Source organism: Actinoplanes sp. NPDC049599, from assembly GCF_044465625.1.
Taxonomy (GTDB): Bacteria; Actinomycetota; Actinomycetes; order Mycobacteriales; family Micromonosporaceae; genus Actinoplanes.
The window spans coordinates 1-26,476 of the sequence record NZ_JBITLX010000016.1 but is presented as its reverse complement, the minus strand read 5'-3'; the positions used below and the strand labels follow the sequence as shown (position 1 = coordinate 26,476).

22 protein-coding genes and 1 pseudogene are annotated in these 26,476 nt (G+C 71.9%); 11 read left to right on the top strand and 12 right to left on the bottom strand.

The window, feature by feature from the left end:
- Positions 1–349 precede the first annotated feature (349 nt).
- Positions 350–1,177 (top strand): helix-turn-helix domain-containing protein, encoded by an 828-nt coding sequence (locus ACIBQZ_RS25760; RefSeq protein WP_396091340.1) that lies wholly within the window; start codon positions 350–352, stop codon positions 1,175–1,177.
- Positions 1,177–1,437: a DUF397 domain-containing protein gene (locus ACIBQZ_RS25755; protein WP_396091339.1), complete on the top strand. Its 261-nt coding sequence runs from the start codon at positions 1,177–1,179 to the stop codon at positions 1,435–1,437. The genes ACIBQZ_RS25760 and ACIBQZ_RS25755 overlap by 1 nt, the downstream gene beginning before the upstream one ends.
- Before the next feature lie 145 nt (positions 1,438–1,582).
- Here ACIBQZ_RS25755 and ACIBQZ_RS25750 read toward each other — a convergent pair whose 3' ends face one another.
- A complete protein-coding gene (locus tag ACIBQZ_RS25750) occupies positions 1,583–2,512 on the bottom strand; it encodes a hypothetical protein (RefSeq protein WP_396091338.1) in 930 nt (309 codons plus the stop codon).
- A gap of 198 nt (positions 2,513–2,710) precedes the next feature.
- Entirely contained in the window at positions 2,711–4,033 is a 1,323-nt protein-coding gene (locus ACIBQZ_RS25745) for an FAD-dependent oxidoreductase (protein ID WP_396091337.1), read from the bottom strand.
- A gap of 187 nt (positions 4,034–4,220) precedes the next feature.
- On the opposite strand from ACIBQZ_RS25745, the gene rfbB reads away from it, so the two are divergent.
- The 3 genes from rfbB to ACIBQZ_RS25730 all read left to right on the top strand — a co-directional run bounded on the left by rfbB (position 4,221) and on the right by ACIBQZ_RS25730 (position 6,420).
- A complete protein-coding gene (rfbB, locus tag ACIBQZ_RS25740; protein WP_396091336.1) occupies positions 4,221–5,207 on the top strand; it encodes a dTDP-glucose 4,6-dehydratase in 987 nt (328 codons plus the stop codon).
- A gap of 107 nt (positions 5,208–5,314) precedes the next feature.
- Positions 5,315–5,881 (top strand): hypothetical protein, encoded by a 567-nt coding sequence (locus ACIBQZ_RS25735; RefSeq protein ID WP_396091335.1) that lies wholly within the window; start codon positions 5,315–5,317, stop codon positions 5,879–5,881.
- Positions 5,878–6,420 (top strand): copper resistance CopC family protein, encoded by a 543-nt coding sequence (locus ACIBQZ_RS25730; RefSeq protein WP_396091334.1) that lies wholly within the window; start codon positions 5,878–5,880, stop codon positions 6,418–6,420. The genes ACIBQZ_RS25735 and ACIBQZ_RS25730 overlap by 4 nt, the downstream gene beginning before the upstream one ends.
- Positions 6,421–6,447: 27 nt before the next feature.
- Here the strand turns inward: ACIBQZ_RS25730 and ACIBQZ_RS25725 are convergent.
- Positions 6,448–7,221, bottom strand: a pseudogene (locus ACIBQZ_RS25725) (Ku protein); the annotation flags it as partial.
- 184 nt (positions 7,222–7,405) lie between these two features.
- Between ACIBQZ_RS25725 and ACIBQZ_RS25720 the strand changes: the two are divergent.
- Entirely contained in the window at positions 7,406–8,095 is a 690-nt protein-coding gene (locus ACIBQZ_RS25720) for an O-methyltransferase (RefSeq protein WP_396091333.1), read from the top strand.
- A gap of 22 nt (positions 8,096–8,117) precedes the next feature.
- Here the strand turns inward: ACIBQZ_RS25720 and ACIBQZ_RS25715 are convergent, their stop codons facing one another.
- On the bottom strand, positions 8,118–9,164 hold the full coding sequence (locus ACIBQZ_RS25715; protein ID WP_396091332.1) for an RNA polymerase subunit sigma-70: 1,047 nt from the start codon (positions 9,162–9,164) through the stop codon (positions 8,118–8,120).
- A 224-nt stretch (positions 9,165–9,388) separates the two neighbouring features.
- Between ACIBQZ_RS25715 and ACIBQZ_RS25710 the strand changes: the two genes are divergently transcribed.
- Together ACIBQZ_RS25710 and ACIBQZ_RS25705 are read left to right on the top strand one after the other, a co-directional pair.
- Positions 9,389–10,177, top strand: coding sequence for an SAM-dependent methyltransferase (locus ACIBQZ_RS25710; protein WP_396091331.1), 789 nt, complete (start codon positions 9,389–9,391; stop codon positions 10,175–10,177).
- A 219-nt stretch (positions 10,178–10,396) separates the two neighbouring features.
- Positions 10,397–10,885, top strand: a complete 489-nt coding sequence (locus ACIBQZ_RS25705) for a DUF1579 family protein (protein WP_396091330.1) — start codon at positions 10,397–10,399, stop codon at positions 10,883–10,885.
- Between the two features lie 31 nt (positions 10,886–10,916).
- Here ACIBQZ_RS25705 and ACIBQZ_RS25700 read toward each other — a convergent pair whose 3' ends face one another.
- Positions 10,917–11,672, bottom strand: coding sequence for an SDR family NAD(P)-dependent oxidoreductase (locus ACIBQZ_RS25700; protein ID WP_396091329.1), 756 nt, complete (start codon positions 11,670–11,672; stop codon positions 10,917–10,919).
- 137 nt (positions 11,673–11,809) lie between these two features.
- Here ACIBQZ_RS25700 and ACIBQZ_RS25695 point away from each other — a divergent pair, with 137 nt between their 5' ends.
- On the top strand, positions 11,810–12,925 hold the full coding sequence (locus ACIBQZ_RS25695; RefSeq protein ID WP_396091328.1) for an abortive infection protein: 1,116 nt from the start codon (positions 11,810–11,812) through the stop codon (positions 12,923–12,925).
- Positions 12,926–12,984: 59 nt separating this feature from the next.
- Here ACIBQZ_RS25695 and ACIBQZ_RS25690 read toward each other — a convergent pair whose 3' ends face one another.
- Together ACIBQZ_RS25690 and ACIBQZ_RS25685 are read right to left on the bottom strand one after the other, a co-directional pair.
- Positions 12,985–14,187: a cytochrome P450 gene (locus tag ACIBQZ_RS25690; protein ID WP_396091327.1), complete on the bottom strand. Its 1,203-nt coding sequence runs from the start codon at positions 14,185–14,187 to the stop codon at positions 12,985–12,987.
- 31 nt (positions 14,188–14,218) lie between these two features.
- Entirely contained in the window at positions 14,219–14,344 is a 126-nt protein-coding gene (locus ACIBQZ_RS25685; protein ID WP_396091326.1) for a hypothetical protein, read from the bottom strand.
- Between the two features lie 170 nt (positions 14,345–14,514).
- Between ACIBQZ_RS25685 and ACIBQZ_RS25680 the strand changes: the two genes are divergently transcribed.
- Complete coding sequence (locus tag ACIBQZ_RS25680) at positions 14,515–14,934, top strand: DUF6069 family protein (protein WP_396091325.1); 420 nt, start codon at positions 14,515–14,517, stop codon at positions 14,932–14,934.
- Between the two features lie 86 nt (positions 14,935–15,020).
- Here ACIBQZ_RS25680 and ACIBQZ_RS25675 read toward each other — a convergent pair whose 3' ends face one another.
- From ACIBQZ_RS25675 to ACIBQZ_RS25655, 5 genes are all read right to left on the bottom strand, one after another.
- Complete coding sequence (locus tag ACIBQZ_RS25675; protein WP_396091324.1) at positions 15,021–15,857, bottom strand: alpha/beta fold hydrolase; 837 nt, start codon at positions 15,855–15,857, stop codon at positions 15,021–15,023.
- Between the two features lie 133 nt (positions 15,858–15,990).
- On the bottom strand, positions 15,991–16,443 hold the full coding sequence (locus ACIBQZ_RS25670; protein WP_396091323.1) for an enediyne antibiotic chromoprotein: 453 nt from the start codon (positions 16,441–16,443) through the stop codon (positions 15,991–15,993).
- Positions 16,444–16,602: 159 nt separating this feature from the next.
- Entirely contained in the window at positions 16,603–18,255 is a 1,653-nt protein-coding gene (locus tag ACIBQZ_RS25665; protein ID WP_396091322.1) for a (2,3-dihydroxybenzoyl)adenylate synthase, read from the bottom strand.
- Positions 18,255–23,351, bottom strand: coding sequence for a beta-ketoacyl synthase N-terminal-like domain-containing protein (locus ACIBQZ_RS25660; protein WP_396091321.1), 5,097 nt, complete (start codon positions 23,349–23,351; stop codon positions 18,255–18,257). The genes ACIBQZ_RS25665 and ACIBQZ_RS25660 overlap by 1 nt, the downstream gene beginning before the upstream one ends.
- 46 nt (positions 23,352–23,397) lie before the next feature.
- The gene (locus ACIBQZ_RS25655) at positions 23,398–24,444 is read right to left on the bottom strand and encodes a methyltransferase (protein WP_396091320.1); all 1,047 of its coding nucleotides are present in this window, start codon (positions 24,442–24,444) and stop codon (positions 23,398–23,400) included.
- Between the two features lie 205 nt (positions 24,445–24,649).
- Between ACIBQZ_RS25655 and ACIBQZ_RS25650 the strand changes: the two genes are divergently transcribed.
- Positions 24,650–26,326: an FAD-dependent monooxygenase gene (locus ACIBQZ_RS25650; RefSeq protein ID WP_396091319.1), complete on the top strand. Its 1,677-nt coding sequence runs from the start codon at positions 24,650–24,652 to the stop codon at positions 26,324–26,326.
- The last annotated feature ends 150 nt before the right edge of the window (positions 26,327–26,476 follow it).

Here is a 26,476-nt window from a genome sequence, read left to right as displayed (position 1 = left end):
TGCTGGTCCCTTTCGATAGTGGCTGCTGTCTGGCGGACTGGTCTTAAAGGGCATCTCCGGCGGGAACCGGAGATGCCCTTCCTTGCGGTCGCTGTGCCGACCGCCCACCCGCCGCGACGCAGAGGTTGTCCTGGATGCGAGCGTCGCGTGCCGATGCGGGTGCCCAACGTGAGCGCCTCATAGCTGAGAGTGTGCACCGTCCACTACAGTGTTGCCAATTGGCAGGCGCAGACTTGGCGCTATAAGTTTTGGCATATTGAGGGTTGACGACTGTGCCGTAGCCGAGGGGAGGCGGATCTTGCCCGAGCCGAGAAGGCTTGCCAAGCCCCGCGTCTCACGGCTCCCGTCCATGCAGCAACGGGAGCTGGGCAACGCTCTGCGCGAGGCCCGTGAGGCGAAGAACCTCAGGGGCGTCGACGTCGCCGAGTTCCTCGACGTGGATCCCTCCACGATCACCAAGTGGGAGAAGGCGGAGCGCCGGCCACAATCTCGCGACCTCATTGCTCTGAGCAATCTTTACGGCTGGAGCCGCGAGCGCACGGACGAGCTCAGAGTCCTGGCCAAAACGGCCGAAACGTCCGGCTTCTGGCAAAGCCCGAATTTGGAGGACAAGACCAGGAACTATCTGAGCCTCGAAGCGAGCGCTTCCTCGATCAAGAATTTCGAACTCACCGTCATCCCGGGCCTTCTCCAGGCCAGGGACTACGCGTACGCGGTCGTGAGTTCGGTGCGACCCGGCTTCTCGGACGGCGAACTCAACGCCACCGTTGACAGCCGGATGAAACGTCGGCAGGTTCTGCGCGATCCGCAGCGGGCCTCATTGCACACGATCGTCGACGAAGGCGTGCTCTACCGCGCGTTCGGTGGGCGTCGCGCCATGCATGATCAACTCCGTGACCTGCTGTCTTTCGCCGCCTATCCAAATATCACGATCCAGATCCTGCCCTTCTCCGTCGCCGCCAGCCAGGCTCAAGACGGTTCGTTCACCCTGCTCGACTTCCCGAAGGTTCCTAGTTACGCGTATTCGGAAGGCCAACTCGGCCAGATCTTCCAGGACGAGGAAAGTGAAGTGTCCCGGTGCCGAGACGCCTTCAGCAATATCGCATCCCTCGCGGAAAGCCCCGAGCAGACGGTGGAACGGATCAAGCGCCGGCTCGCGGAAACTAACGAAAGCTGATGAGAGCCGTGACAACAACTTCCCGTAACAACGCAGACGACATCAACCTGCAGCGCACGCAGCGGGACTTCGAGGGACTCGACTGGCGCACCAGTTCCCGTAGCAGCGGCGGCGCTTGCGTGAAGGTTGCCGTCGACGGCAACCACGTGCATGTGCGTGACTCCAAGGACCGCTCGGGACCGGTGCTGACCTTCGACCGTGAAACCTTCCAGGCCTTCGTCGACTTCGTCTGCGAGTCTGGCGACGGCGCCGCCAACTGACGATCGCCGGCCCTGTCCGTTTACGGCCCGCGGGGTGCGTGTCCGGGTGGTGCGGTGCTGGCACTGCACCACCCGGGCAGCAAGACGCTTGCGGTCGGCCGAGGCATCGTAGGCGGCCTCGTCCCGGTGAGCCGGCCGCAACGAGTCAGTTGTTGTACGGCATCGTCGGGAACCAGCCGTGGCCGAACATCGCCGGCAGGCGCACGTCCCAGTAGACCACCGTGAAGATCCCCAGTCCGACCAGCAGCGCACCGGTCACCGCTGCGGTACGCGACGGACGGCTCGCCAGCCAATAGACGAACCGGCCTCTGCTCAGCACCACGATGAGAGCGAACAGCACCGCCACCACCACGATGTTGCCGAGCGACTGGAGCACGAACGCACCCGCACCGTAGAGCGGGTTGCCGGTCTCGACGGCCCAGTGGAACAGCTTGTTGAACAGCGGGTACGGCCGGCCGATGAGAAAGCCGCCGACGAGGGCGCCGAGCAGGACGACCCGTGCCGCCGGCCGCTCGGCGAACGGGTCACGAATCACCCCGAGCGCCGCCAGACCCAGCCAGACGAAGACGAGACCGATCAGGCCGAACACCACCATCGACTGCACGAGCCGGACGGGCATGCCGGCGGTGACCCCGGTCGACAGCTGCGGCAGCCGGTCGCCGAGCAACACCCCGACGAAGCCGTACAGGAAGGACACGGCGATCATTCCCGCCGCCAGCAGACCGACCGGCCGTAACAGCCCGCGCAGTCCGTCCCGAGTGCCGCCGCTGGCGCCCGCCTGGCTCATCGGGCCGACCGAGGCGGCCATGGCGATGTTGCATGCGGTGAACGTGCCGGCCAGCCCGGAGACGAACGCGAAGACCAGGCCGGCCACGACACCGGAGATCGCGGTGGCCTTGGCGTCGTGGCCCAGCAGGGTGTTCGCGACGTTGTCACCGATCACATGGTCGACGAACTCGTACGACCACAGCACCGCCAGGAGCACACCGGCCGCGGCGGCGCCCAGCACGATCCCGGCACGACGTCGAGGCGGGGCCGCCTCGGCGAGGATGAATTCTTGCTGCCTGAAAGCCATGCCCCCGATCCTCGGGACTCGGCATCACGACCGTCGTCTCCCAACGTGCGCTTTTTTCATCCGCCGGTCTGCCCGGAGCATGCCCACCGCCAGAAACCCGCATGCCCAAGTGCCAGATCGGTGGTGGTGCCCGCGTAGCCGTCGCGGGCAAAGGCGGTGACCGCGGCGGTCACCGGTTGCTGATGGCGCTCCCCGCACTCAACCGCTGTTCCTCCGCGCCCGCAGCACCCGGCGCACGATCGCGGGGCGCAGCAGCCGCGTCGGTGGATCGACGAGGTTGAGCACGCGCAGGAAGGCGGCGCCCAGCACGGCGTCGGTGCGGGCGGCCGCGTGCAGCCGGTGCACGTAGGCATTGACCAGCCGCACCCGCGCCGAGCGTGGCCCGGGCACCTGCGGGAAGCGCAGGTCCGTGCCGACCGCGATGGACCACGGGCCGTCGATCAGCTTGCCCGCGCCGCGGAAGAACCGCCGGGCCAGCCGATCCGGGCCGCCGGGCAGGACGGAGCGCAGCAGCAGCCCTTCGGTGGCGGCGACCGTCATGCCCTGGCCGTACAGGGGATTGAAGCTGCATATGGCGTCGCCGAGCACGAGGTAGCCGAGCGGAAAGCGGCGCAGCCGCTCGTAGCGCAGGCGCACGCTCGCCGGATAGCGCATCCGTGCGGGGCTGCCGACCGGGACCGCCTCGCGCACCAGCCGGCTGATCACCGGTACGCCCAGCGACTCCGCGAACCGCGTGAAGCCCTCGTGGTCCATGGGCGGCTGCTCACCGAGCACCCCGCTGAGCGCCACCGCGAAGCGGCCGTCCTCCTGCGCGGCGACGATGCCGGTGCGGGGACGACCCGGCACGGCATTGGTCAGCGCGCCGAGCAGACCGTCGAGCTGACCGGGATCGCGCTCGTAGGTGCGGGTGACGTAGGTGACGTCGATCGGGACGCGCTGCTCCGGCGGCACCGGATAGCCGAGCCCGGCCAGCCACGCCGGGCTGCGGGAGGCCCGGCCGCAGGCGTCGACCACCAGGTCGGCGTAGATCCGGTACACCGCGCCGGTGCGCGGCGTCACGAGCACACCGGTGATCTGGCTGCGGTCCTCGGTGCTCAGCAGCGCGGTCGCCTCGGCGGGCGGGCAGAAGCGGACGTTGTCCAGTTTCCGCACCCGGGCGCGTACCGTGCCTTCCAGCAGCGCGCGGCTGACCCCGATGCCGACCAGGTCCGACGCGGCTCGACGCATCGGGTAGCCGTCGTTGCACCAGTGCACCTGACCGTGCAGATCGACCTGCGGCGCGCCCGCGGCGCTCAGCTCGTCGCTGAGGCCCTCGAAGAGCTCGTCGAGCGCGCGCCGGCCCTGCGCCAGCAGCACGTGCAGCTGGCGGGACTGCGGCACCCCGCGCCGGGGCGCTGCCGCGTCGGGCAGCGTGTCGCGGTCGATGATCGTGACGGTTTCGTACGCCTCGCTCAGCACCCGGGCGGCGATCAGCCCGGCCATGCTCGCGCCGAGCACCACGGCGTTGCCTGCGGAGACCATGGTCGTGACGTTAAGCGGGCGGGGCGTTCCTGTCGTCTCGCGGAGTGCGCATCTCGCCCGCCGGAACGGGCGCTGTGCTCGGGCGCCGACGGCCAACAGCGCACACAGCGAAATGGCCGGAGCGAAGAACGTTCATACGCTTGGCATCGGCCGGGATCAAGCCCGGCGGGGAGGGCGGGCAGGCATCATGCGAGTTCTCGTGACGGGCGGCGCCGGCTTCATCGGTTCGCACTACACCCGCCGGCTGCTGGCCGGTGACTCCGGAGCTGCGGCACCGTCGCAGGTCGTCGTCCTCGACAAGCTGACGTACGCGGGCAACCGCCGCAACCTCGATCCGGTCCGGACCGATCCGCGGTTGCGGCTGATCGTCGGTGACATCTGCGACCCGGCGGCGGTGCGGCAGGCGATGCGGGGCATCGACCTGGTGGTGCACTTCGCCGCGGAGTCGCACGTGGACCGGTCCATCACCGGCTCCGCCGACTTCGTCCGCACCAATGTGGTGGGCACCCACACCCTGCTGCACGCGGCGCTGGGGGCCGCCGTCACCAGGTTCGTCCACGTGTCCACCGACGAGGTCTACGGCAGCATCGAGACCGGGTCGTGGCCGGAAACCCACCCGCTGGCGCCGACCTCGCCGTACGCGGCCTCCAAGGCGGCCTCCGACCTGCTGGCGCTGGCCTTCAACCGGACGTACGGGCTGCCGGTGTGCATCACCCGCGGCTCCAACACCTACGGCCCGTACCAGTATCCCGAGAAGGTCATCCCGCTGTTCGTCACCAACCTGCTGCGCGGCCGCAAGATCCCGTTGTACGGCGACGGCGGCAACCGGCGGGACTGGCTGCACGTCGACGACCACTGCGCGGGCGTGCGGCTCGTGGCGGAGCGCGGAACGCCCGGCGAGATCTACAACATCGGCGGCGGCACGGAGCTCAGCAACCGCGAACTGACCACCCGGCTGCTGACCGCGACGGGCCGGGACTGGTCGAGTGTGCAGCCGGTCGCCGACCGGATGGGCCACGATCGCCGGTACTCGGTCGACACCACGAAGATCCGCGAGGAACTCGGGTACGCCGCGACGGTCCCGTTCCCGGACGGGCTCGCGGCGACCGTCGACTGGTACCGGCAGAACCGGGAATGGTGGTCGCCCGCCTCCGACGCCCTCAGCCGCGGCTGATCCGCCCGCCCGGTGGGCGGATCAAAGGGAGCAAGCACGGAGAAGACCGCCCGTGCCGGTGACCGGCAGGCTGGGGCCGACGCGTTCACCGATCTCCGGGAGGCACAGTGTCCCACCCCGTACGTTCAGCGCCGGCCACCAGCGCCGGCCGCCCGTGGGGGCTCAACGGCAGCCATCACCGGGCCGCCCTCGGCGTGTTCATGGTCATCGTCCTGGCGCACTGGGCCGAGCACCTCACCCAGGCGTACCAGATCTGGGCGCTGGGCTGGAAGCCGCCGCAGGCGCGCGGTGTGCTCGGGATGCCGTTCCCGTGGCTCATCAGCTCCGAGTGGCTGCACTACGGCTACGCGGCCGTGATGCTGTTCTTCCTGTTCCTGCTGCGCCCCGGGTTCGTCGGCCGGAGCCGCACCTGGTGGACGGTCGCCCTCGCCGTGCAGTTCTGGCACCACATCGAGCACCTGTTGCTGCTGCTCCAGTCGCAGAGCGGGCACTTCCTGGCCGGCCGGGCGGTGCCGACCAGCATCCTGCAGCTGGTGCTGCCCCGCGTCGAGCTGCACCTGTTCTACAACTCGGTGGTGTTCCTGCCGATGGTCATCGCCATGTACTTCCACCTGCGTCCCTCGCGGGCCGAGTCCCGCGTCATGGCGTGCAGCTGCCGTCCGCTGCCGGCATGATCTCCACGCTTGCAGCCCGGCGCCGCCTGCTTCTCGGCGGCGCCGGGCTCGGCCTGGTGCTGCTGGTGTCCTACCTGGTCTTCGGCGGGACGGCGCCGGCGAGGTTGCTGGCCGTCGAGCCCGCCGACGGTACGGCGGTGACCGTCCCGCCCACCGCGGTGACGTTGCGGTTCACCGCCGCCCCGCAGCCGCGGGTCGTGCACATCACGGTTGTCGGTCCCGGCGGGGCTGACGTCACCCGCGGTGCGCCGGTCGTGGCCGACACGCTGGTCAAAGTCCCGGTAACGGCCGCGCTTCCGGGCCGCTACCGGGTCGGTTTCCACCTGGAGCTCGGCGACGGCAGCCCGGTGTCCGGGCTCGCCACCTTCACGGTCGGCTCCGGCGCGGAGGCTGCCGCGGGTCCTGCCGAGGCTGCCGATCAGGCGCACGGTGGACACCATCTGGAGCGCAACGCGAGCACCCTGGTGCTCGTCCTGATCGACCTGACGCTCATGGTCGGCCTGGTGTGGCTGCTGGCGCGTCGTTCACGGGTGCGCTGAACCAGCCACTCAGGCGGCGTCAGCCTCGCGGGCGCGCTTGGCCCGCTCGACGGAGGCCTGCAGCGCCGCCATCAGGTCCGTGCCCTTGGTGGCGGCGCTCGGCGTGGCCGGCACGGTGACCTGCCGGCCCTGCAGCTTGGCCTCCAGCACCTCCTGCAGGGCCGCGCGGTACTCGTCGGTCAGCTTCGACGGGTCGAAGCTGCCGGTCATCGAGTCGATCAGGGACGCCGCCATGGCCAGCTCGGAGTCCTTGACCACCACCTCGTGGTCGAGGAAACCGAAGTCCGGGGCGCGCAGCTCGTCCGGCCACAGCATGGTGTGCATCACCAGCGTCTCACCCCGGACCCGCAACGCCGCCAGCTGCTCGCGCTGGCGCAGCGCCACCTTGACCACCGCGACCCGGTCGGTGTCGCGCAGCGCGTCCCGCAGCAGGGCGTACGGCTTCATGGCCGTGGCATCCGGCTCGAGGAAGTACGTCCGGTTGTAGAGAATCGGGTCCACTTCGGCGCCGGGCACGAACTCGAGCACCTCGATGACCCGCGAGCTCGACAGCGGCAGCCCGGCCAGATCCTCGTCGGTGAGGACCACCATGTCGCCACCGTCGGCGTCGTAGCCCTTGGCGATGTCCAGCATGGCCACCTCGGTGTCACAGGCGGAGCAGATCCTGCGGTGGCGCACCCGGCCGCCGTCGGTGCGGTGCACCTGATGGAACCGCACGCTCTTCTCCTCGGTGGCCGCATACAGCCGCACGGTGATCGAGACCAGTCCGAAAGAGATGGCGCCTTTCCAGATCGCACGCATGCGGGCTCCTCAGGGCGGTTCATGGCGATGGTGTTCCCACCATGGCACCGGCCGCGCGGGTGCCTCGTCCTCGTGCTTGCGCAGCTCTCGGCACGCTGTGAGGGGAGGCGGGGGAGCGCCGCGGCCAGACTGGAGGGCACGCGGCGGGACCGCCCGCTCGCGCCTGCCGAAAGGGGAGCCGCGCATGTCCGGTGCAGGCCCGGTCGACGTCAAGCACCTGCCGGTCACCCCGGCCCTGGCTCGTTACCTGGCGTGCAGCAGCACCGCGCCGGACCCGGTCACCGCGAGCCTGATCGCGCGCACCGCGGCGACCGGCGACGCCGCGGGGATGATGGTGCAGGCGGAGCAGGCCGCGCTGCTGACCATGCTGGCCCGGCTGGTAGCGGCCGGCAGCGTGGTGGACATCGGGACCTTCACCGGGCTGTCCGCGTTGGCGTTCGCCCGGGGCCTCACCCCCGGCGGGCGCGTCATCACCTGCGACAACGACGCCCGCTGGCACGCCGTCGCCGCGGAGCACTGGCGGCGAGCCGGTGTGGCGGAACGCATCGACTTCCGGCTGGGCCCCGCGGCGAAGACACTGCGCGCCCTGCCGGTGGACTTCCGGGCCGACGTCGTCTTCATCGACGCGGACAAGATGAACTACCCGGGCTACGTCGACCTCGCCCTGCCGCTGTTGCGCCCGGGCGGGCTGCTGCTGCTCGACAACGTGCTGCTGGACGGCTACGTCGCGAGTCCTGAACTGGCCGGTGACCCGCTGATGCGCCGCTGCGCGCAGACGATGGCGGCGCTCAACGCGCGGCTCGCCGCCGACGACCGCCTTGACGTTGTCATGCTGCCGATCGCGGACGGCCTCACCCTCGCCCGCCGGCGGTGAGTGAGGGCGAGGCCGTCGCACGCTACATCGTCATCGGCAGCTCGAAGGCCGGGAAGACGTCGGGCAGGAACGCCGTGATGTCGGTGATGAGCCCGTCCTCGACGCGGAACACGTTGAGCACCTGCGCCCGGAACTCCGTCTGACCGGGCTGGCGTACGTACGTCGCGACAGCCGGCTGCCTGTTGGCCCTGGTCGCGACCGCGCGCCATTCGCCGAAGTAGGCCGGCGACTCGGGGTCGAACTGAGCCACCAGGCCGGCCACGAACGCGTCGCGGCCGAGGATCCAGAAGGCATCCGGCGGCATGGTGACCCGCACGTCGGTGCGCAGCAACTTGGCGAAACGGTCCGGGTCGGACTTCTCCAGTGCCTCGATGCACTCCTGGAGCAGGTGCCGCTCGGCCTCGCTCGGGTCGACGGCCGGCCCCCAGTCGAGACGGCGTGCCGGCATGCGCTCCTTGAGCGTCGCCCGCGCCCGCTGCAGGGCGCTGTTGGCCGAGGCCACACTGATGTCCAGCGCCGCGGCGGTGTCGTTGGCCGACCAGGCCAGCACATCACGCAGGATCAGCGCGGCCCGCTGCTGCGGCGGCAGATGCTGGATCGCGATCAGGAAGGCCAGCTCGATGGTCTCCTTGGAGATGACCAGCGCGTCCGGCTCGGCGTCCGGCGGAGCCGTCTGGTCGAGCAACCGGTCCGGGAACGGCTGCAGCCAGGGCACCTCGGTCAGTCCCTGGGTGTCGGAGGCCGGTTCCATCGAGAACGCCGGCTGGCGGCGCGCGATCGGCGTCCGGGCGGCACGGTCGATGTGGTCGATGCAGGCGTTGGTCGCGATGCGGTACAACCAGGCCCGAACGCTGGAGCGGCCCTCGAAGCTCCCCCGGCCCCGCCACGCCCGCAGATACGTCTCCTGGACCAGGTCCTCGGAATCCTCGAAGGACCCCAGCATCCGGTAACAGTGGACCTGCAGCTCGCGGCGATGACCCTCCGCGATCCGGGAGAATGTCGGTTCGTCGAGGGTAGCCACCGACTGGCCCGCGCCCCGACCGAACCTGGCGTCTTCGCCCTCTACCATAGATTCCTCTTTCGCACCAGAGCCGACGTCAAGCGGTTCGCAAACACTATAGACGTTGGCCGGGCGGGCGACCGTGCCTCGATCGAGCCGCAATCGAGAAGGTGATCGACGTTCGGTGCCGATGCGAGGGTGGACCCGCGATCCTCATCGGCGGCGAAGGGGCAGACACGATGGAATCCACCGCACCGCAGGCAGTGGCACCCGCAGGTGAAGAGCTGGGACGGATGTACGACGAATCCGCCGGGCTGTCAAAGATCTTCATCGACGGCCAGGAACATCTGCCCTACTGGTTCGACGATCACGACGACACGCCGGCGATCGAGGCGGCTCGGCGCATCACCCGAAAGGTGGGCGACGGCATCGGGCTACGTGCCGGCGAGCGGCTGCTGGACGCCGGCTGCGGCGTCGGCGGCCCGGCCGTCCAGCTGCACCGGGAGTTCGGCGTCCTGGTCAGCGGCGTCACCATCAGCGCGGTGCAGGCGACGGAGGCCACCGCGCGGGCCGTCGAGGCCGGGGTCGGTGACAGCGTCGACTTCCATCACGGGGACTACCGGTCGCTGCCGTTCGCCGACGGCTCGTTCGACGCGGTGGTGGCCATGGAGTCCCTCATGCATGCCACCGACCTGGGCGAGGTGCTCCACGAACTGCGCCGGGTGCTGCGCCCGGGAGGTCGCCTCGGCATCAGCGACATCACCCGGGAGGCGGCGCTCGTCGGCGAGCGCGCCACCGAGTTCGCGAAGAAGTTCCAGGTCGCCCAGCTGCTCAGCCTCGGCGAATGGACCGACGCCCTGCGCACGGCCGGCTTCGTCGTCGAGGAGTACACCCAGTGCGGCCCGCGGGTGTACGGCATGGGTCTGCGCTACGTCGACCGGGCCGACGAGTTGCTGGGCGAGCTCGTCGCCGGCTTCGGTGAAACCATGGTGGCCGAGCTCAAGGCCAGTTACCACGACTACTTCGGCTGGGGCACCGACATCGGCTACGCCGTCATCGCTGCCCGCAAGCCGTACCTCTGAGGAGGGAACCCGGCCCGCCGGGGAAAAACTTCCCGGCGCACCGATGAGTTGACACAGCCGCCGTCGTCATAACAGGTAGATCCGAGTGACGGGCCCTCACGGCCCGCCACGCCGGGTCGCGACGCCTGGTCCTTCACCCCCGGTAGGACACGCCGCCCGAGCCGATCGGCTCGGGCGGTGCGGCGTCGACCCATGACAAAACGACGGCAAGGAGCCAACATGTCCGAAGAAGCGATGCCGCCTGCGCCCCCGCAGCCCGCGCCCGAGCTCAAGCAGCTCGACTACCTGGTCGGCACCTGGAAGCTCAGTGGCATGACCGAGGAGGGCCCGATGGGTCCGCCGGCGCAGATGAGCGGTACCGAGACCTTCGAGTGGCTGCCCGGCGGGTTCTTCCTGGTGCACCACTGGGAGGGAGCCATCGACATGGGCCCGCGCGGCACCATGCCGGACGTCGGCTACGAGTTCTTCGACTACGACCCGGAGACGAGCAAGTTCCGCTCGCACTACTTCAGCAGCTTCGGCCCGTACAACGAGGAACAGAGCCACTACGTGGGCGACTTCGAGGACGACAAGCTCGTCCTGGTCGGCCCGGCCCGCTACGTCCGGGCCCTGCAGGAGGACGGCAGCATCAAGTACGACTGCGACTTCCCGCTGCCGGACGGGACCTGGGTGCCCTTCATGCACGCCACGCTGACCAAGGTGAACTGACCCTTCGCCACGTGACCGCAGCACCGTGCGGTCATCGATGCGGCACGGAGCCGATCAGCCCACCGTCGACCAGCAGTTCCTGACCGGTGATGTACGACGAGCGCGGCGACAGCAGGAACAGCGCCGCCTGCGCCACGTCCGCCGGCGTACCCAGCCGGCCGAGCGGCACCTGCAGCCGCGACGCCTCCTGCTCCTGCGCGGAGGAGGCAATCCCGGTGAACATGTCCGTGACGATGAAACCAGGGCTGATCGCGTTGATCCGGATGCCCCGGGCGCCGAGGTCGCCGGCCAGCGAGCGGGCCAGGTTCACCACGGCGGCTTTGCCGGCGGCGTACAGCGCCGTGGTCGCTATTCCGCGATGCACCAGCCAGCTTCCGTTGAGCACCACCGAGGCGTCCTGCGTCAGCATCGGCATGGCCTTCTGCACCGTCTGGAAGACACCCCGGAAGTTGGTGTTCATCAGCGTGTCGTAGTCCTCGTCGGACACAGACGCGGCCGGGCCGAAGCGGGCCACGCCGGCGTTGGCGAACAAACCGTGCAGCACCCCGAAGCGGGCCAGCACGGTGCTGAGCAACCGGTCCACGGCGGCGGGGTCCGCGACGTCCGCCACGACCGGCAGCAGCCGGTCACCCGCGCCGAGCTCACGGGCCGCGTCCTCCAGCCGCTCCGGGCGGCGCCCGGCGATCACCACCCGGGCACCGGCGGCGAGCAGCAGATCAGCGGTCGCCAGCCCGATGCCGCTGCCGCCCCCGGTCACCAGTACGGTCTTGCCGTCGAATTCGCCCATGCTGGAAGTCTCGCAACCGCGCGTACGGGCCGGCACCTCCCGCCGTGCCCGCCGGCGCACGCGCGAAGGTGCCCCGCCCCCCGGCCCGCTGGGAGGGTCGATGACGCCCGCATGGGCTCATCGACGAAGGGGAGACGATGACCGGCGAACCCGACCGCGCGACCACCGGGACCATCTGGCCGCCGCGCTACCGCGGCGTCACCTACGACACGGGCACCAACTTCGCCACCGGGCAGGGCGAGCTGTCCCGGGTGGTCTGGAGCGAGGCCCGGATGGCCGGCGAGATCAAGGCCATCCGCGAGCAGCTGCACTGCAATTCGGTCACCGTGTACGGCAGCGATCTGCAGCGCCTGGAGCAGACCGCGCGGACCGCGGTGGAGTGCGGTCTGCACGTCTGGCTGCAGCCGCGGCTGGTCGACCGGCCTCAGGACGAGGTGATCGACCACCTCACCCGTGCCGCCGCGATCGCCGAGTCCCTGCGCGCGAGGGGCGGCGAGATCAGCCTGGTGGTGGGCTGCGTGGCGTCGGTGTTCGTGCCCGGCATCGTGGCCGGCGAGAAGTACCACGAGCGGATGGCCAACATCTTCGCCGACGCCGACCACCGGGTGCTCACGCCGACCGCCACCGTGGATCTGGAGACCGCGGCGCAGCGGCTCAACACCTACCTGGACCGGGCCGTGAAGACCGCTCGGCAGACCTTCGAGGGCACCATCGCCTACGCCGCCGCGCCGTTCGAGGACGTCGACTGGCGCCTGGTCGACGTGATCGGGCTGATGCACTTCTACACGCTGGCGTACCCGGTGAGCGAGGAGGAGCACGTGCGGGAGATCCAGCGTTACCAGCGCTGGGGCAAGCCTGTCATGATCGCCGAGTTCGGCACGGCAACCTGGGAGGGCGCCGCACAGCGGGCGTTCATGTCCTTCGACGTCGTCGACCGCACCGGCCCGGAACCCACGGTCGTGCCCGGCGTCGTCCGCGACGAGCAGGCGCAGGCCGACTTCCACCTGCGGATGCTCGACGTCTTCGAGCGGGCCGGCGTGCACGGGGTGGCGGTCAGCGAGTTCATCCACCCCACCCACCCGTACTCGACCGACCCCGCCCGGGACCTCGACACCGCCAGCATGGCGCTGACCCGCACGGTCCGTGCCGACCACCGCGATCCCGCCTCGGCGTACACCTGGCAGCCGAAGCTCGCGTTCGCCGAGCTGGCCGACTACTACGCCGCGGCAGAACGCACCTCGGCCCACCGCTGACGCACCACGACGACGGGGTACCGCCACCACGGTGGCGGTACCCCGTCGTCGTTGTCCGGTCACCAGGTGACCGGCAGGCTCTCCACCCGTTCCAGCGGACCGGTGACGCTGGTACGCACCTGCGCGGCGGGGATAGCCAGACGCAACCCCGGCAGACGGCGCGGAATCTCGCGGAAGACCAGCTCCAGCTCCAGCCGGGCCAGGTTCTGCCCGATGCACTGGTGCACACCATGGCCGAAACCCAGGTGGTGGCGGGGCTCCCGGCGCACATCGAGCTCCTCGGGGCTCGCCACCAGGTCCGTGCTGAAGTTGGCGGCGGCCGCACCGATGAGCACGCCCTCCCCGGCGCGGATACGCACGCCGGCGATGTCGATGTCCTCGACCGCGACCCGGGAGATGGCCTCGATCAGCGACACATACCGCATGATCTCCTCGACCGCGCCGGCGGCGAGACCGGGATCGTCGCGCAGCGCGGCGAACTGCTCCGGGTGCTCGAGCAGCGCCATGATGCCCAGCGAGATCACGTTGGCGGTGGTGTCCTGCCCGGCGATCAGCATGAGCATCGCGTACTGGACCAACTCGGCCCGGGTGAGGTGACCATGGCGGACCTGCTCGGCGATCAGATCGTCGAGCAGCCCGTCGCCGGGACGCTGCAACTTGGCACCGACCACGTCGTCGAAGTACGCGGTCATGTCCGCCATCGCCTGCTCGGCGTGCGCCGCGTCCGGGTCGAACAGCGCCCGGGCGGGCTTCTCGAACGCCTCCCGGTCCTCGTACGGCACGCCCATCAGCACGCAGATCGCCATCGACGGCACCGGGACGGAGAACGCCGAGACCAGATCGGCGCCCGGGCCGGCGGCGATCATGGCGTCGATCCGTTCGTCCACGATGGTCTGCAGCACCGGGCGCAGGGTCTTCATCCGGCGCGCGGAGAAGCTGGAGATCAGCATGGCGCGCTGCCGGGTGTGCACGGGCGGGTCCACGCCGATCAGCGCGTCGGTGTAGCCGGTGTCCTCCAGCCCGGCCATGTCGGGGCTGACGAACGGGAAACCGTCGCGGTGCGGGTCGATGGACACCCGCGGGTCGGCGAGCAGTTGCCGGGCCTGCGCGTAACCGGTGACGAGCCAGGCCTGGCTGCCGTCGTACAGGGTGACCTTGGCGAGCGGCCCCCGCGCGCGCAGGGCGTCGTTGCGCGGCGACGGCCGGTACGGGCACTCACGCCCGATGGGATAGGCGGGTGCATCGGTGGCCGGAACAGTCATCGTTGTCTCCTCTGCAAGCGGGGCGGCGGGGTCAGATGCTGCGGCGCCGCCAGCGTGCCCGGGGCCGTTCGGTGCCGGTGTCCGTCGCCGGCGGCGCCCCCGCGGCGCGTCCGGATTCCTCGGTACGGTCATCGACGAAGGTCACGTGGTCTCGCATGGCTCGGTCTCCGCTCCGCAGGCGTGCCAGGGCCCTTTCAGGGTGGCGGCCACCGGCGCCGGTGTCGTCTCCGGATGTGCGGTGGGAATTGCGGTGCGCCGGTGGGTGAGCTGCGCTTGGTGCGATATCCTGAGCGCGCCGGGGGGCATCTCGAAGCCAAAGGATGTGGAATGGATTCCACTGTGTCCACAGGAAGTGCCTCGGGAACCGGGGCCAAGACCACAAAAACGCGCGCGCTGACCGTGGCCGCGGCCGTCGTCGCTGCCGTGGTGCTCTGGATCATCGCCGTCCCGATCGCCGGGGCCGAACTGCTGACCGAGACCGCCGCCGACAAACCGCCCGCCGAGGTGCCGTTCGGCGGGGTGATCATCTCCCCGCTGCTCGTCGGCCTGGTCGGCTGGGGTCTGCTGGCCCTGCTCGAACGCTTCACCACCAAGGGCCGCCTGATCTGGACGATCATCGCGGTGGTGGTGCTGCTGGTGTCGTTCGCCGGCCCCGCCACGGCCACCACGACCGGCACCATGCTGTGGCTGTCGGTCATGCACATCGTGGTCGGCGGCATCCTCATCGCCGGCTTCACCCGGCGCTGAGCCGTGCGGAACGTGCCCGCGCCGTTGCCGGCGCGGGCACGTTCGCGCAGGGAGGCCCGCCACCGCGCCGGTATCGGACCCGGAGGTCAGGCAGCCAGCGCGTCGCGCAGGGCCGCGGCGAAGGCGAACGGGTGGGTGACGTGGGCGACGTGGCCGCCGGGGAAGTGCCGCAGCGGCATCCCCAGCGCGGCGGCCAGGGCCTGATTGGGCCGGTAGGCGAACTGGTCCCGGCCGGTGGTGCTGGCGGCCAGCACGAGCCGGTCCGCCGACGCCGCCAGCGCGCCCAGGTCGAGGCGGTGCCCGGGGAACGTGCGAACCTCGTGCTCGAACCAGAAGAGCAGGTTGCGCCGCAGCCGCTCCAGCAACTGCTCGAGCAGCACCGGCGGCAGCTCCGAACCGGCCGGTGGGCGGGTCTCGGCACCGAGACCCACGTGCGCTCTGAAGGCCTCCTTCGCGGCGGCCAGCCCTTCGCTGCGGTAGGTGGCGTAGAGGTCGTCGTAGTAGGCCAGCCAGTGGTCGGCGTCCGGCAGCACCGAGGCCAGCGGCGGCTCGTGGGAGACCAGCCGTCGTACCCGCCCGGGGTGGCTCTGCAGCAGGGCGAGCGCGACGATGCCGCCCGAGCAGCTGCCGAAGACGTCCGCGTGCCCGCCGGCGAGCTGATCGATCAGATGCGTGGCATCGGACACGTCGTCGTCGACGCGGCGGGCGTCGTCCACGTCGGTGAAGACCGCGCTGCGGGAGAAGCCCCGGCGGTCATAGGTGATGACGGTGTACTGCCGGGCCAGGTCGTCGGCCATCGGGGCGAACGGGGCGGCGTCGCCGTTCCCGGTGGGGATGAGCAGCAGAGGTGGGCCGTCGCCGCGCACCTCGTAGTAGATGCTCGCGTCCGGCAGGCTCAGCCGGCCGGTTCTCGGGGTGGGCATGCGCGCCTCCAGGAAGCAGATGTCCCGTCACGGTAGGCAGTAGCCGGCGCGTGCGGCATCTTCCGGCGGGCGCACCCCACACGGCGAAGCGCCGGACCGGCAGAGGCCGGCCCGGCGCTTCGGTGCGGGTGTGTCAGGAGAAGCTGATCGACGTTCCAGCGGCGTCGCCGACCTCGTTGAACATGCCGATACCGCATTCGACGACGGTGCAGTCGACCGCCGGGCCCGGCTCACCGTCGGGGCCGACGGTGCCCGGGAACGTGCGGGCCACGGTCATCGACGTCGCGGCACTGCCGTCGTCCTCGGGGCTGACGGTGACCAGACCCGCTTCGTTGCAGGAGAAGACGTCGCCGACCACGCCACACTGGCCGACGGTGTACGTCGTCCCGACCTGCAGGCCGGTCGCGGTCACCGCGATGACCTGCCCGTCGGTGAGACCGGTTGACGGGCTGACCGAGATGGCGGCGGCCAGGGCCGCGGGTTCGGCGGCCCCGGCCATCGGGGCGGCGAAGGTGACGGTGGCGGCCACCATCGCGGTCGCGGCGGCACCGCTGAGGAGACGGCGCTTGATCTTGTTCACGGACACGTGAGCTCCATTCGCTGGATGAGAGGTGTTCTCGTGCTGTGTGTGACGCGCACTCCGGAGCGCAGAACAACCGGTCGGCCCAACCGGTTCTATCTGTTATGACGATGCGCGGACCGGGAACTCATCGGTGATCGGCCAACAAATCTCCCGCGAAACCCCTCAAGCGTCACTAAAAGAGGCGTTCACCAGGGCACGGAGCCTGGTCTTGTCCGGCTTGCCCACCGGGGTGTGCGGCAGCTGATCGACCACGACCAGATGCTCCGGAGCCTTGAACGCCGCCACTCCGCGGGCGGCGAAGAACGCCCGCACGTCCGGCAGCGTCAGGGAGCGCTCCGGATGCAGCCGCACGACGGCACAGACCCGTTCGCCCACCGCCGGATCCGGCATCGCGACGGCGGCGGCCTCGGCCACCTCGGGCAGCTCCTGCAGCAGCTGCTCGATCTCACCGGCGGAGATCTTCTCGCCACCGCGGTTGATCAGATCCTTCACCCGACCGCACACCACGACGTGGCCGGCCGCGGTGATCCGCACCAGGTCGCCGGTGCGGTACCAGCCGTCGGGGGTGAACGAGACCGCGTTCTGCTGCGCGGCCCGGTAGTAGCCGCGTGGGGTGTACGGCCCCCGGGTCAGCAGCTCACCGATCCCGCCGGGCGGCACCGGCGTGCCGTCCCGGTCCACGACGAGCAGCTCGTCGTACGGGCTGATCGGCGCTCCCTGCGTCGTGGTCGCCACCTCGTCCGCGGCGTCCGGGCGGGTGTAGCAGATCAGGCCCTCGGCCATCCCGTACACCTGCTGCAGCCCGCAGCCCAGCGCCGGGCGGATCCGCGCCGCGACATCCGGCGACAGCATCGATCCGCCCACCTGCACGTGCCGCAGGCTGCTGAGGTCGTGGCGGGTCGTGGCGGCGGCGTCCATCCAGCGCAGCACCACCGCCGGCACCGCCGCCGTCACCGTGACCCGCTCGGCCTCGACGGCGGCGAACACCGCCTCCGGGCGCGGCGAGCCGACCAGCACCACCCGGCCACCGGCGACAAGCGTGCCGAGAATGCCGGGATTGGCCAGCGGGAAATTGTGCCCGGCCGGCAGCGCCGCCAGATAGACCGTCCGCGCGTCGAACCCGCAGGCCGCCACCACGCAGCGGATGTTGTACTCGTAGTCGTCGTGGGTCCGCGCGATGACCTTGGGCACCGCGGTGGTGCCGCCGGACAGCAGGAACACCGCGACGTCGGCACCGGTAGGCGCACACGCATCCAGCCGTTCGCGCCGCCGTGGCACATCGTCGGCCGGTCCCGGCTCGAGCAGATCGCCGAGGCGGACACTGGCCTGCCGGCGGGGCTCACCACAGACCAGCACACGTGCCCCGCCCGCCAGCCGTGGCAGCACCCGATGGGCCAGACCCTCGTGGTCGTAACCACGCCAGGTGCCGGGCACGATGACCGCGCGGGCGTCCACATGGGACCCGATTGCGCCTAGCTCGTTCTCCCGGTGCGGTGGCAGCATCATCACCGGGGCCACGCCGGCGCGCAGACAGGCCAGCAACACCACGACGAACTCCCAGCCGTTGGGCAGCTGGACCAGCACGCTGTCACCGCGGCGCAGCCCCAGCCCGTCCAGGCCCTCGGCCAGCCGGTCGGCGAGCACGGCCAGCTCCCGGTAGGTCAACCGGCGGGTCTCGTCGGTCACTGCCACCCGGTCCGGATGATCGTCGGCCCACTGCCACAGCTGGGCGCCGAGGGGCTCGCCGCGCCAGCATCCGGCCGTCCGGTACGCGTGGGCCAGGTCCGCGGGCCACGGCACGACATCGGAGGTCATCACGAATCTCCTTCCGCGGCACCCGGCGCCGCCGGCAGCAGACCGCCGGCGTAGGCGGCGATGCCGTCGACGGTGGGCTGGTCCCACAGCAACGTGGCGGGCAACACCACGGAGAAGTCCTGCTGCAACCGGTGGCGGACCCGGGTGGTCATGAGCGAGTCGAGACCCATCTCGGTCAGGGGCCGGTGACTGTCGATGTCGGCGGCGCTCAGCCCCGACTCCTCGGCCACCCGGCGGGTCACCGCGTCGACGAGCGCGGCATGCCGCTCTGCGCCCCCGAGCTCGACCCACGGCGCGTCGGCCTCCGCCGGTGCCGTCCGCACCACCGTCACGGCGGCGAGGTCGCGCAGCAACGGCGTCCGGGGCGGCTCACCCGCGTTCGGCGGACGCACCCGCAGCACGGCCGCGTACGCGTCGTCGCCGCCGGCCAGCAGCTCCCAGGCGTCGAACGCCTCAGCGGCGGTGATGTCCGCCGTGCCGTGCGCGGCCAGTTCGAGGTCGATCGCCTCGGACGAGGTCGACATGCCCAGCCCGTGCCACGACGTCCAGCCGATCGCCAGGCTGCCCGCGTCACCGGCTGCGCGCCGGTGCGCGGCGAGGGTGTCCAGGTACGCGTTGGCGGCGGCATACGACGCCTGGCCCGGCAGGCCCAGCAACTGCCCGGCGGAGGAGAACAGCACGAAGAAGTCCACGCTGCCCGGCGGGAACAGCGCGTGCAGCACCCGCGCGCCGCTCACCTTGGGACGCATGACCGTGCGCAGCGACCCCTCGTCAAGGTCCCGCAGCAGGCGGTTGTCGAGCACCCCGGCGGCGTGCACGACGCCACGGATCGCGGGCATCCCGAGCGCGGACGGGTCGAGCAGCCGGCGGGCCGCGGCGGCGTCGGCGATGTCCAGGGCGAGCGGCCGGACCGTGACGCCGAGTCGTTCCAGCGCGACCACCCCGTCGATGCGGGCCCGCACGCCCGGGTCGGACTCCCCGTCCCAGCGCTCGCGCGGCGGCAACCCCTCGCGACCGGCGAGAACGAGGCGACGGGCGCCTCGCCCGGCCAGCCACCTGGCCACCTCCAGCCCAAGAACACCCAGGCCGCCGGTGACCAGATAGGTGGCGCCGGGATCACAACCCTGATCGGTGCTGACCATCGTGCCGACGCGCGGACGCAGGCGTGGCACGCTCGCCACACCACCGCGTACGGCAACCACGTCCTCGCCGCGAATCGTGCGCAGCACCTCGGCCACGGCACCGGCGTCGGCCGGATCCGCTCCGATGTCGACGACGCCGCCCCACAGCTGTGGCCGCTCGCCGCCGATGATCCGGCCCAGCCCCCACAACGTGCCGTGCTCCACCGCCGCGGCGGCGTGGCCCTCGAGGACGCCCTCGGTGATCGCCCACAGCCGGGTGACCGCCGGGTGCCCGGCGGCGCGGGCCAGCAGCCAGGCCGCGTCCTCCGCGACCGGTGGCGGCACCACCACGACCCCGGCCGCCGTGCTCAGCTGCTCCGGGCTGTCGACCACGGGACAGCCGAGCGCGGCGGCCACCCGGGCGCGTAACGGCGAGGGCGGCCCGAGCACGACCAGATCCGCCCTGTCCTGGTCCTGCGGCGCGGTCGCGGCGGCGGGGCGCCATCCGAGGGTGTACACCAGCGGGGCGTCCTCGTCGCCGGCCTCCATCCGGCCGTAGCGCAGCTGCTCGAGGCGGGCCACCGGCGCGCCGCCGGCGTCGGTGATCTCGACGTCGACGACCTCCGCGCCGGAGCGGCGCACCGTGATCCGGGCCGAGCGCGGCGCCGTCGCCGCCAGGGTGATCCGTCCCAGGTGCGCGGGCATGCGCAGCACCGGCGCGCCGGGGAAGACGACCGACGCGATCGACAGCGCGGCATCGAGGATCGGCGCCCACCGGTGCGGGCCGTACGAGCCGCCGTCCAGGTCCACCTCGGCGGTCAGCACGTCCGGGCCCCGGCGCAGCGAACGCACGTTCCACGCGAAGCCCATGGCGGCGACGCCGAGCGTGGCCAGCCGGTCCACCACGTAGCCCGGCGCCAGCTCCTCGCCGGCCTCGGCGGCGCCGGCGGCGTCCGGCAGCCCGGCGTGGGCCGCGACCGTGGCGGTCGTGTGGGTCAGCCAGCCGCGGTCGTCGTCCCGGCCGTCGGCGATCCGCGAACTGAGTCGCAGCGAGCCGTCCTGCAACGACACCTGCAGGTCACGGCGCTGGGTCAGGCTCACCGGCACCCGCAGTGCCACGTCGGTCAGGTCCGGCCAGGCGCGCCGCGCCGACGCCGCCGCGAAGAAGGTCTCCAGCAGCACGGCAGCGGGCACGATCTCGACCCCGCGGACCGGATGGCGCCCGGGATAGGGCCTCGACCCCAGATCGACCACTGTGGACCAGGATTCGACCATGCTGGTGCCGCGCACGCTCACCTGATGGCCCAGCAGCGTGTGCGAGAGCGGGTCGTGGGTCGTCACGGCCGGGCGTGCCGCCGGTTCGTCGACCCAGTACGGCTTGTGCTGCCAGGCGGTGCCCGGCAGGTCGGCCAGCTCGCGGCGCGGCCACAGCGCGGCCCAGTCGAGGTCCGCGCCGTGGCAGTACAACCCGGCGGCGGAGCTCAGCAGGCTGCGCAGCTCGGGCCGGCCCCGGCGCAGCGAGATGCCCACGTACGCGTCGGAGATCCCGAGCGAGGCCAGGGTGTCATCGACGGAGTGAGCCACCACCGGGTGCGGAGAGATCTCCAGGAACAGCCGGTAGCCGTCCTCGGCGGCCGCGGTGACCGCCCCGGCGAGACGCACCTGGTCGCGGAGGTTGCGGGCCCAGTAGGCGCCGTCGCGGACCGTCGTGGAGCGCGGATCCGCCATGGCGGTGCTGTACACCCGGATCCGCGGCGGGCGCGGCGACAGGTCGTGCGCGGCCGCGGCGAGCTTGTCGAGCAGCGGATCCATCTGCGGGCTGTGGAACGCCACATCGGAGTTGACCATCCGCACGGCGAACCCGTCGGCGCGCCACTGTTCGCCGAGCACCGCCACGGCCTCCGGGGTGCCGGAGACCACCGTCCAGCCGGGTGACGCGGCGATGGCCACCACCACGTCGTCGCGGGTGCCGAGCCTGCGCTGCGCCTCGTCCGGCGCGATGTTGACCATCGCCATCGCGCCCGCGCCGATGGCCGGGCGCAGCAGCATCGACCGGCGGCAGACCAGCCGGGCGCCCTCTTCCAGGGTGAGCATGCCGGCGGTCACGGCGGCGGCGATCTCACCCACCGAGTGGCCGATGACCGCGTCCGGGCGTACGCCCGCCGCCCGCCAGGCCGCGCCCAGCGCGACCTGCACCGCGAAGATCATCGGCTGCACCACGTCCACGGGCTGGCTGCGGTCGTCGGCCAGCACGGCGCGCAGCGAGACGCCCAGTTCCGCGGCGAAGACCGGCTCCAGCCGGTTGATGACCGCGGCGAAGACGGGATGCCCGGCGTCGAGTTCCCGGGCCATGCCGGTCCACTGTGAGCCGTGCCCGGAGAAGACCCACACCACGCCGCGACCGGCGTGCGGGAGGACCTGACCGGTCACGGCGTTCCGCGCCTGCGCGGCCACCTCGCGCAGCCCGGCGACCAGCTCGTCGCGGTCGCCGGCCACGACCGCGGCGCGCTCGGGCAGGTGCGAGCGCCGCAACGCGAGGGTGTGGCCGACGGCTGCCAGCGACGAGCCGGCGCCGGCGGTGAGCCGGTCCGCGAGCCGCCCGGCCTGTTCGGCCAGGGCCTGCGGGGTCGCCGCCGACAGCGGGTAGACGCTCGCCTCGTCATCGGTCTCGACCGCCGTCGCCGCCGCCGGCGCCTGCTCCAGGATGACGTGCGCGATGGTGCCGCCGTAGCCGAACCCGGAGACCCCGGCGCGGCGCGGGCCCGGCCCGTCGGGCCACGCGGTGAGCTCGGTGGCCACCCGCAGGCCGGTGGCGTCCCAGTCGATCGCCGGGTTCGGCCGGGTCACGTTGAGACTCGCCGGGACGGTGCCGTGCCCCAGCGCCAGCACCGCCTTGATCACCCCGGCCACGCCGGAACCCGCCTCGAGGTGGCCGATGTTGGGCTTGACCGAGCCGATCAGGCAGGGCGTGCGGCGCCCGACGCCGAACACCGACGCCATGGCGGCCGCCTCCAGCGGATCGCCGACCCGGGTGCCGGTGCCGTGCGCCTCCACGTAGTCGACCGTCGCCGGGTCGATCCCGGCCGCGGCGTACGCGCGGCGCAGCAGGTACATCTGGGCGTCGGCGTCCGGCGCCATGATGCCGTTGGTCCGCCCGTCCTGGCGTACGGCGCTGCCACGCACCACCGCGAGCACCCGGTCACCGTCGCGCTCGGCGTCGCGCAGCAGCTTGAGCACCACCACGCCGCCGCCCTCGCCGCGACCGTAGCCGTCGGCCGCGGCGTCGAAGGACTTGCTGCGCCCGTCCGGTGAGGTGGCGCCCGCCGCGTCGAGCACCAGCGACAGACCGGGCGCGGCCATCACCAGCACGCCGCCGGCCAGCGCGACCTCGCACTCCCCGGCGCGCAGCGCCTGCGCCGCCAGGTGGATGGCGACCAGCGACGACGAGCAGGCCGTGTCCACGGCGACACTGGGCCCGCGCAGGTCGAGAGCGTACGAGACCCGGTTGGCCACCGCGCAGTACGCGCCGCCGATGCCGGTCCACGCCTCGATGGTGGGCAGGTCCTCCAGCAGCCGGCGGCCGTAGTCGTCGGCGCCCACGCCCATGAACACCGCGGCGTCGGTGCCGGCCAGCTCACCCGGGGGCACCCCGGCGTGCTCGAGGGCCTCCCAGGCCAGCTCCAGCACGATGCGCTGCTGGGGGTCCATCAGCGCCGCCTCGCGCGGGGTGATGTCGAAGAACTCCGCGTCGAAACCCTTGATGTCGTCGAGGAAGGACCCGGCGGCGGGCGCGTCGCGCACCGCGGCGGCGTGCGCGGGGCTCTGCCGGGCGTAGAACTGCCAGCGTTCGGCCGGCACCCGGCCGATCGTGTCATTGCCGGAGCGCAGCAACTCCCAGAAGTCCTCGGGCGACGTGACGCCGCCGGCGAACCGGCAGGACATGCCGATGATGGCGATGGGCTCGGGTGTGGGCATCAGGTTCTCCTTGGGCGCGCCAGGTCTGGTAGGGGCGGCGGCCACCTCAGCGGTGGCCGACGACCAGGGCGTGACTGAAGCCGAGGCCGTCGTGCCGTTCGGCCCTGCTGAACCCGGCGGCGAGCACGGCGCGCTCCATGTCGGCTGCGGAGTAGGCCATGCCCTCGCCGGAGGCCAGCGTGAGGAAGTACGCCGACAGGAACCCGGCGCTCAGCGGGCCGGTGCCCGCGTCGTCGGAGACGAAGTTGTAGACCAGGCACCGGCCGCCCTCGGCGAGCGCGGCGTGGCAGCGGCGCAGCAGCTCCACGTTGCGCTCCAGCGACCAGATCTCGAAGATGTGGAAGACGAGGATGGTGTCGTGCCCGCCGGGCAGCTCGCCGGTGAACAGATCCCCGGCGTGGAAACGGATCCGCCGCCGCAGGTCGGGGTCGCTCAGGCGCTGCGCGGCCAGCTCGACGACGCTGCCCTGGTCGAAGACGGTCGCCTCGAGCCCGGGGTAGCGGGTGGCCAGCGCGATGCTGTTGGAGCCGTCTCCGCCGCCGAGGTCCAGCACCCGGCGTGCGTCGCTGAGGTCGTAGGCGTCGAGGAGCTGGCCGATGGACTTGCGCGACGCGTCGCCCATGTTGGCGTAGAAGACGTGCTGCAGCTCCGGATGCGCGCCGAGTCTCTCGTAGAGGGTCGAGCCGGGCCCGTCGATATGGCGCAGCCCGACGTTGGTGCCCTTGCGGACGGCCTCGCTCAGCTCGCCCATCGCCGCGTTGATGACCCGGTCCTGCACGTCGATCAGCGCCCCGAGATAGCGCGGTGCGGCTCGCAACAGCTTGGCGCGGACCAGGTCCGTGTTGACGTAGCGGCCCTCCCGCAGCTCGATCAGGCGCAGACCGGCCAGCCCGAGCAGCAGCACCCGGGCGGGCTGCTCGGGCACGCCGAGCGCCGCGGCCACGCCCGGCACGTCGAGCCCGCCGTCGGTCTCCAGCCGCTCGAACAGCTCCAGTTCGAGCCCGGCCCGCAGCAGCTCGAACGCGGTGGTCCCGTGTACCAGGATCCGCAGGTAGTCGGCTCGGGAGAGGGTGATGTCGCGTTCGGTGGCCATCGTGCTCCGCTCAAGGCATGCAGACGGGTCGTCCGCGCCAGGGCGCGGCGACGGGATGGCACCGATCGTGGCGTCGCCGCCGCGGCCCTGGCACCTTCCGGGATGCGCCACCGGGACACCGGTCCGCTGCGCACCGCGGAAGGTGCGCGGGTGTCCGGCAGCCCGGGAGGATCACCAACGACGTCGTCTCGGAAGGCGGTTCCTCGTGCGCGACTCAACAGGCGGTGGCGGCCGGGTCACCATCGTGGGTGCCGGCCCGGCGGGACTGTTCCTCGCCCGTACGGTGCGGCTCCGGTCTCCGGGCACCGTCGTTGATGTCTACGACCGGCTGGGCGCCGCCGGCGCCGCCGGCTTCGGCGTCTCGCTGTCCGCGCGCACCCTGCGCGCCGTGGCGGAGCACGACCCCGAGACCCACCAGCTCATCGCCGCGGCGAGCGTGGCGCAGCGCGGGATCACCGTGCGGCTCGGCTCGCGGGCGGTGACCTATCCCGGCTTCGAGGTCAGCGCGATCTCCCGGCGGTCGCTGCTTTCGGTGCTGCGGCACCAGGCCGGTGCGGTCGGCGCCCGCCTGCACTACGGCCACGAGCTGCGGCCCGCGGAGGCCGACGGGGACGTGGTGGCCGTCGCCGACGGCGCCGCCTCGGCGCACCGCGACGCCTTGCGGCACGAGTTCGGCACCCGCACCCGCACCGGGTCGGCCCGGTTCATCTGGCTCGGCACCACCGCCGACATCGGTGACACGGCGGTGATGGCCTTCGAGCCCACCAGCGCCGGGCCGATGGCGGTGCACATGTACGCCTACGGCGGCGGCATGAGCACCGTGGTGGTCGAGATGGACGACGACACCTGGCGCCGTTCCGGACTCGACCGAGCCGTGCAACCCAACGGCACCATCGACGGCAAGGCACTGGCCTACCTGGCCGGCGTCTTCGCCGTCCCGCTCAAGGGCTGCTCGCTGATCAGTGCCGGCAGCCGCTGGCGGCGTTTCACGGTGGTGGAGAACCTGCGCTGGTCGCACGGCGCCACCGTGCTGCTCGGCGACGCCGCGCACACCGCCCACTTCACCGTCGGCTCGGGCACCAAACTCGCCCTCGAGGACGCGCTCGCGCTCGGCGTGGCGCTGAGCACCCACGACCGCCCGGCCGACGCGTTCGCGGAGTACGAGCGCCGGCGCCGGCCCGCGGTCGGGCGTACCCAGCGCTGGGCGGCGCCCAGCATGCGCTGGTGGGAGACCTACGGCACCCGGCTCCACCTGCCGCTGGAGCAGTTCGGGCTGAACTTCCTGACCCGCACGCCGGCGATGACCTACCTCGGGCTGCGGCGGCGCTGCCCGCAGCGTCTCGAGGAGGCGGAGACCGCGTTCCGGCGGGCGGCGGGCGAGCAGGAACCGGTGGGCTCCGGCAACGCCGTCACCACGCAGCTGCGCATCGCCGGCATCCACAGCGCCGGGCGGCTGGCCGTGCCGGCGGCCCGCGGCCCGGTCCCGCGCACCGGCACGATGCGTCCCGGCCCGGGCGGGCTGATCCTGCTGGGGGAGGAGACCGAGGCGCACCGGTTCGCCACGCTGTACTGCGGATCGGACCTCGAGGTGCTCCTGAACCGGGCCCGGGTGCTGCTCCGGCACGGCGTGCGCATGTTCCTGGTGCTCGCCGACCTCGGCAGAGCCGGTTGGTGGGAGCGCACCCTGCACGACGCCGAGCTGATCCGCGCGCGGACGGGCACGCCGGTGGCCGTCGCCGTGCCCGCCGGCTGGGAGCACGACCTCGCCCGGGACGTCACGGCCGACCCCTGGCCGTACCGGATCCATCTGGCCCTGATCGCCGGCCGCATCGATCTCGTGGTGCCCCTGCCGCTGTCCGCGCCGCAGCGCGACCGGGCCTGACCCACCGCGCCGGCCGCGCGGGGCCCCCCCCCCCCCCCCCCGCCCCCCCCCCCCCCCGGCGGCCCCCCCCCCCCCCCCCAGGCGACGGACCGGCCCACCTAGGGGTCCCCGCACCACCAGGCCACGTCCACCTCCCGGCCCACCACGTCC

What these genes read in the sequence shown, in the direction of transcription:
- ACIBQZ_RS25720 (WP_396091333.1), top strand. Translation starts at nt 7,406, where the DNA reads ATGTCCGGTGCAGGCCCGGTCGACGTCAAGCACCTGCCGGTCACCCCG.
- ACIBQZ_RS25680 (WP_396091325.1), top strand. Translation starts at nt 14,515, where the DNA reads ATGGATTCCACTGTGTCCACAGGAAGTGCCTCGGGAACCGGGGCCAAG.
- rfbB (WP_396091336.1), top strand. Translation starts at nt 4,221, where the DNA reads ATGCGAGTTCTCGTGACGGGCGGCGCCGGCTTCATCGGTTCGCACTAC.
- ACIBQZ_RS25745 (WP_396091337.1), bottom strand. Translation starts at nt 4,033, where the DNA reads ATGGTCTCCGCAGGCAACGCCGTGGTGCTCGGCGCGAGCATGGCCGGG.
- ACIBQZ_RS25660 (WP_396091321.1), bottom strand. Translation starts at nt 23,351, where the DNA reads ATGCCCACACCCGAGCCCATCGCCATCATCGGCATGTCCTGCCGGTTC.
- ACIBQZ_RS25675 (WP_396091324.1), bottom strand. Translation starts at nt 15,857, where the DNA reads ATGCCCACCCCGAGAACCGGCCGGCTGAGCCTGCCGGACGCGAGCATC.
- ACIBQZ_RS25705 (WP_396091330.1), top strand. Translation starts at nt 10,397, where the DNA reads ATGTCCGAAGAAGCGATGCCGCCTGCGCCCCCGCAGCCCGCGCCCGAG.
- ACIBQZ_RS25700 (WP_396091329.1), bottom strand. Translation starts at nt 11,672, where the DNA reads ATGGGCGAATTCGACGGCAAGACCGTACTGGTGACCGGGGGCGGCAGC.
- ACIBQZ_RS25760 (WP_396091340.1), top strand. Translation starts at nt 350, where the DNA reads ATGCAGCAACGGGAGCTGGGCAACGCTCTGCGCGAGGCCCGTGAGGCG.
- ACIBQZ_RS25750 (WP_396091338.1), bottom strand. Translation starts at nt 2,512, where the DNA reads ATGGCTTTCAGGCAGCAAGAATTCATCCTCGCCGAGGCGGCCCCGCCT.
- ACIBQZ_RS25755 (WP_396091339.1), top strand. Translation starts at nt 1,177, where the DNA reads ATGAGAGCCGTGACAACAACTTCCCGTAACAACGCAGACGACATCAAC.
- ACIBQZ_RS25665 (WP_396091322.1), bottom strand. Translation starts at nt 18,255, where the DNA reads ATGACCTCCGATGTCGTGCCGTGGCCCGCGGACCTGGCCCACGCGTAC.
- ACIBQZ_RS25715 (WP_396091332.1), bottom strand. Translation starts at nt 9,164, where the DNA reads ATGGTAGAGGGCGAAGACGCCAGGTTCGGTCGGGGCGCGGGCCAGTCG.
- ACIBQZ_RS25690 (WP_396091327.1), bottom strand. Translation starts at nt 14,187, where the DNA reads ATGACTGTTCCGGCCACCGATGCACCCGCCTATCCCATCGGGCGTGAG.
- ACIBQZ_RS25695 (WP_396091328.1), top strand. Translation starts at nt 11,810, where the DNA reads ATGACCGGCGAACCCGACCGCGCGACCACCGGGACCATCTGGCCGCCG.
- ACIBQZ_RS25655 (WP_396091320.1), bottom strand. Translation starts at nt 24,444, where the DNA reads ATGGCCACCGAACGCGACATCACCCTCTCCCGAGCCGACTACCTGCGG.
- ACIBQZ_RS25730 (WP_396091334.1), top strand. Translation starts at nt 5,878, where the DNA reads ATGATCTCCACGCTTGCAGCCCGGCGCCGCCTGCTTCTCGGCGGCGCC.
- ACIBQZ_RS25710 (WP_396091331.1), top strand. Translation starts at nt 9,389, where the DNA reads ATGTACGACGAATCCGCCGGGCTGTCAAAGATCTTCATCGACGGCCAG.
- ACIBQZ_RS25685 (WP_396091326.1), bottom strand. Translation starts at nt 14,344, where the DNA reads ATGCGAGACCACGTGACCTTCGTCGATGACCGTACCGAGGAATCCGGA.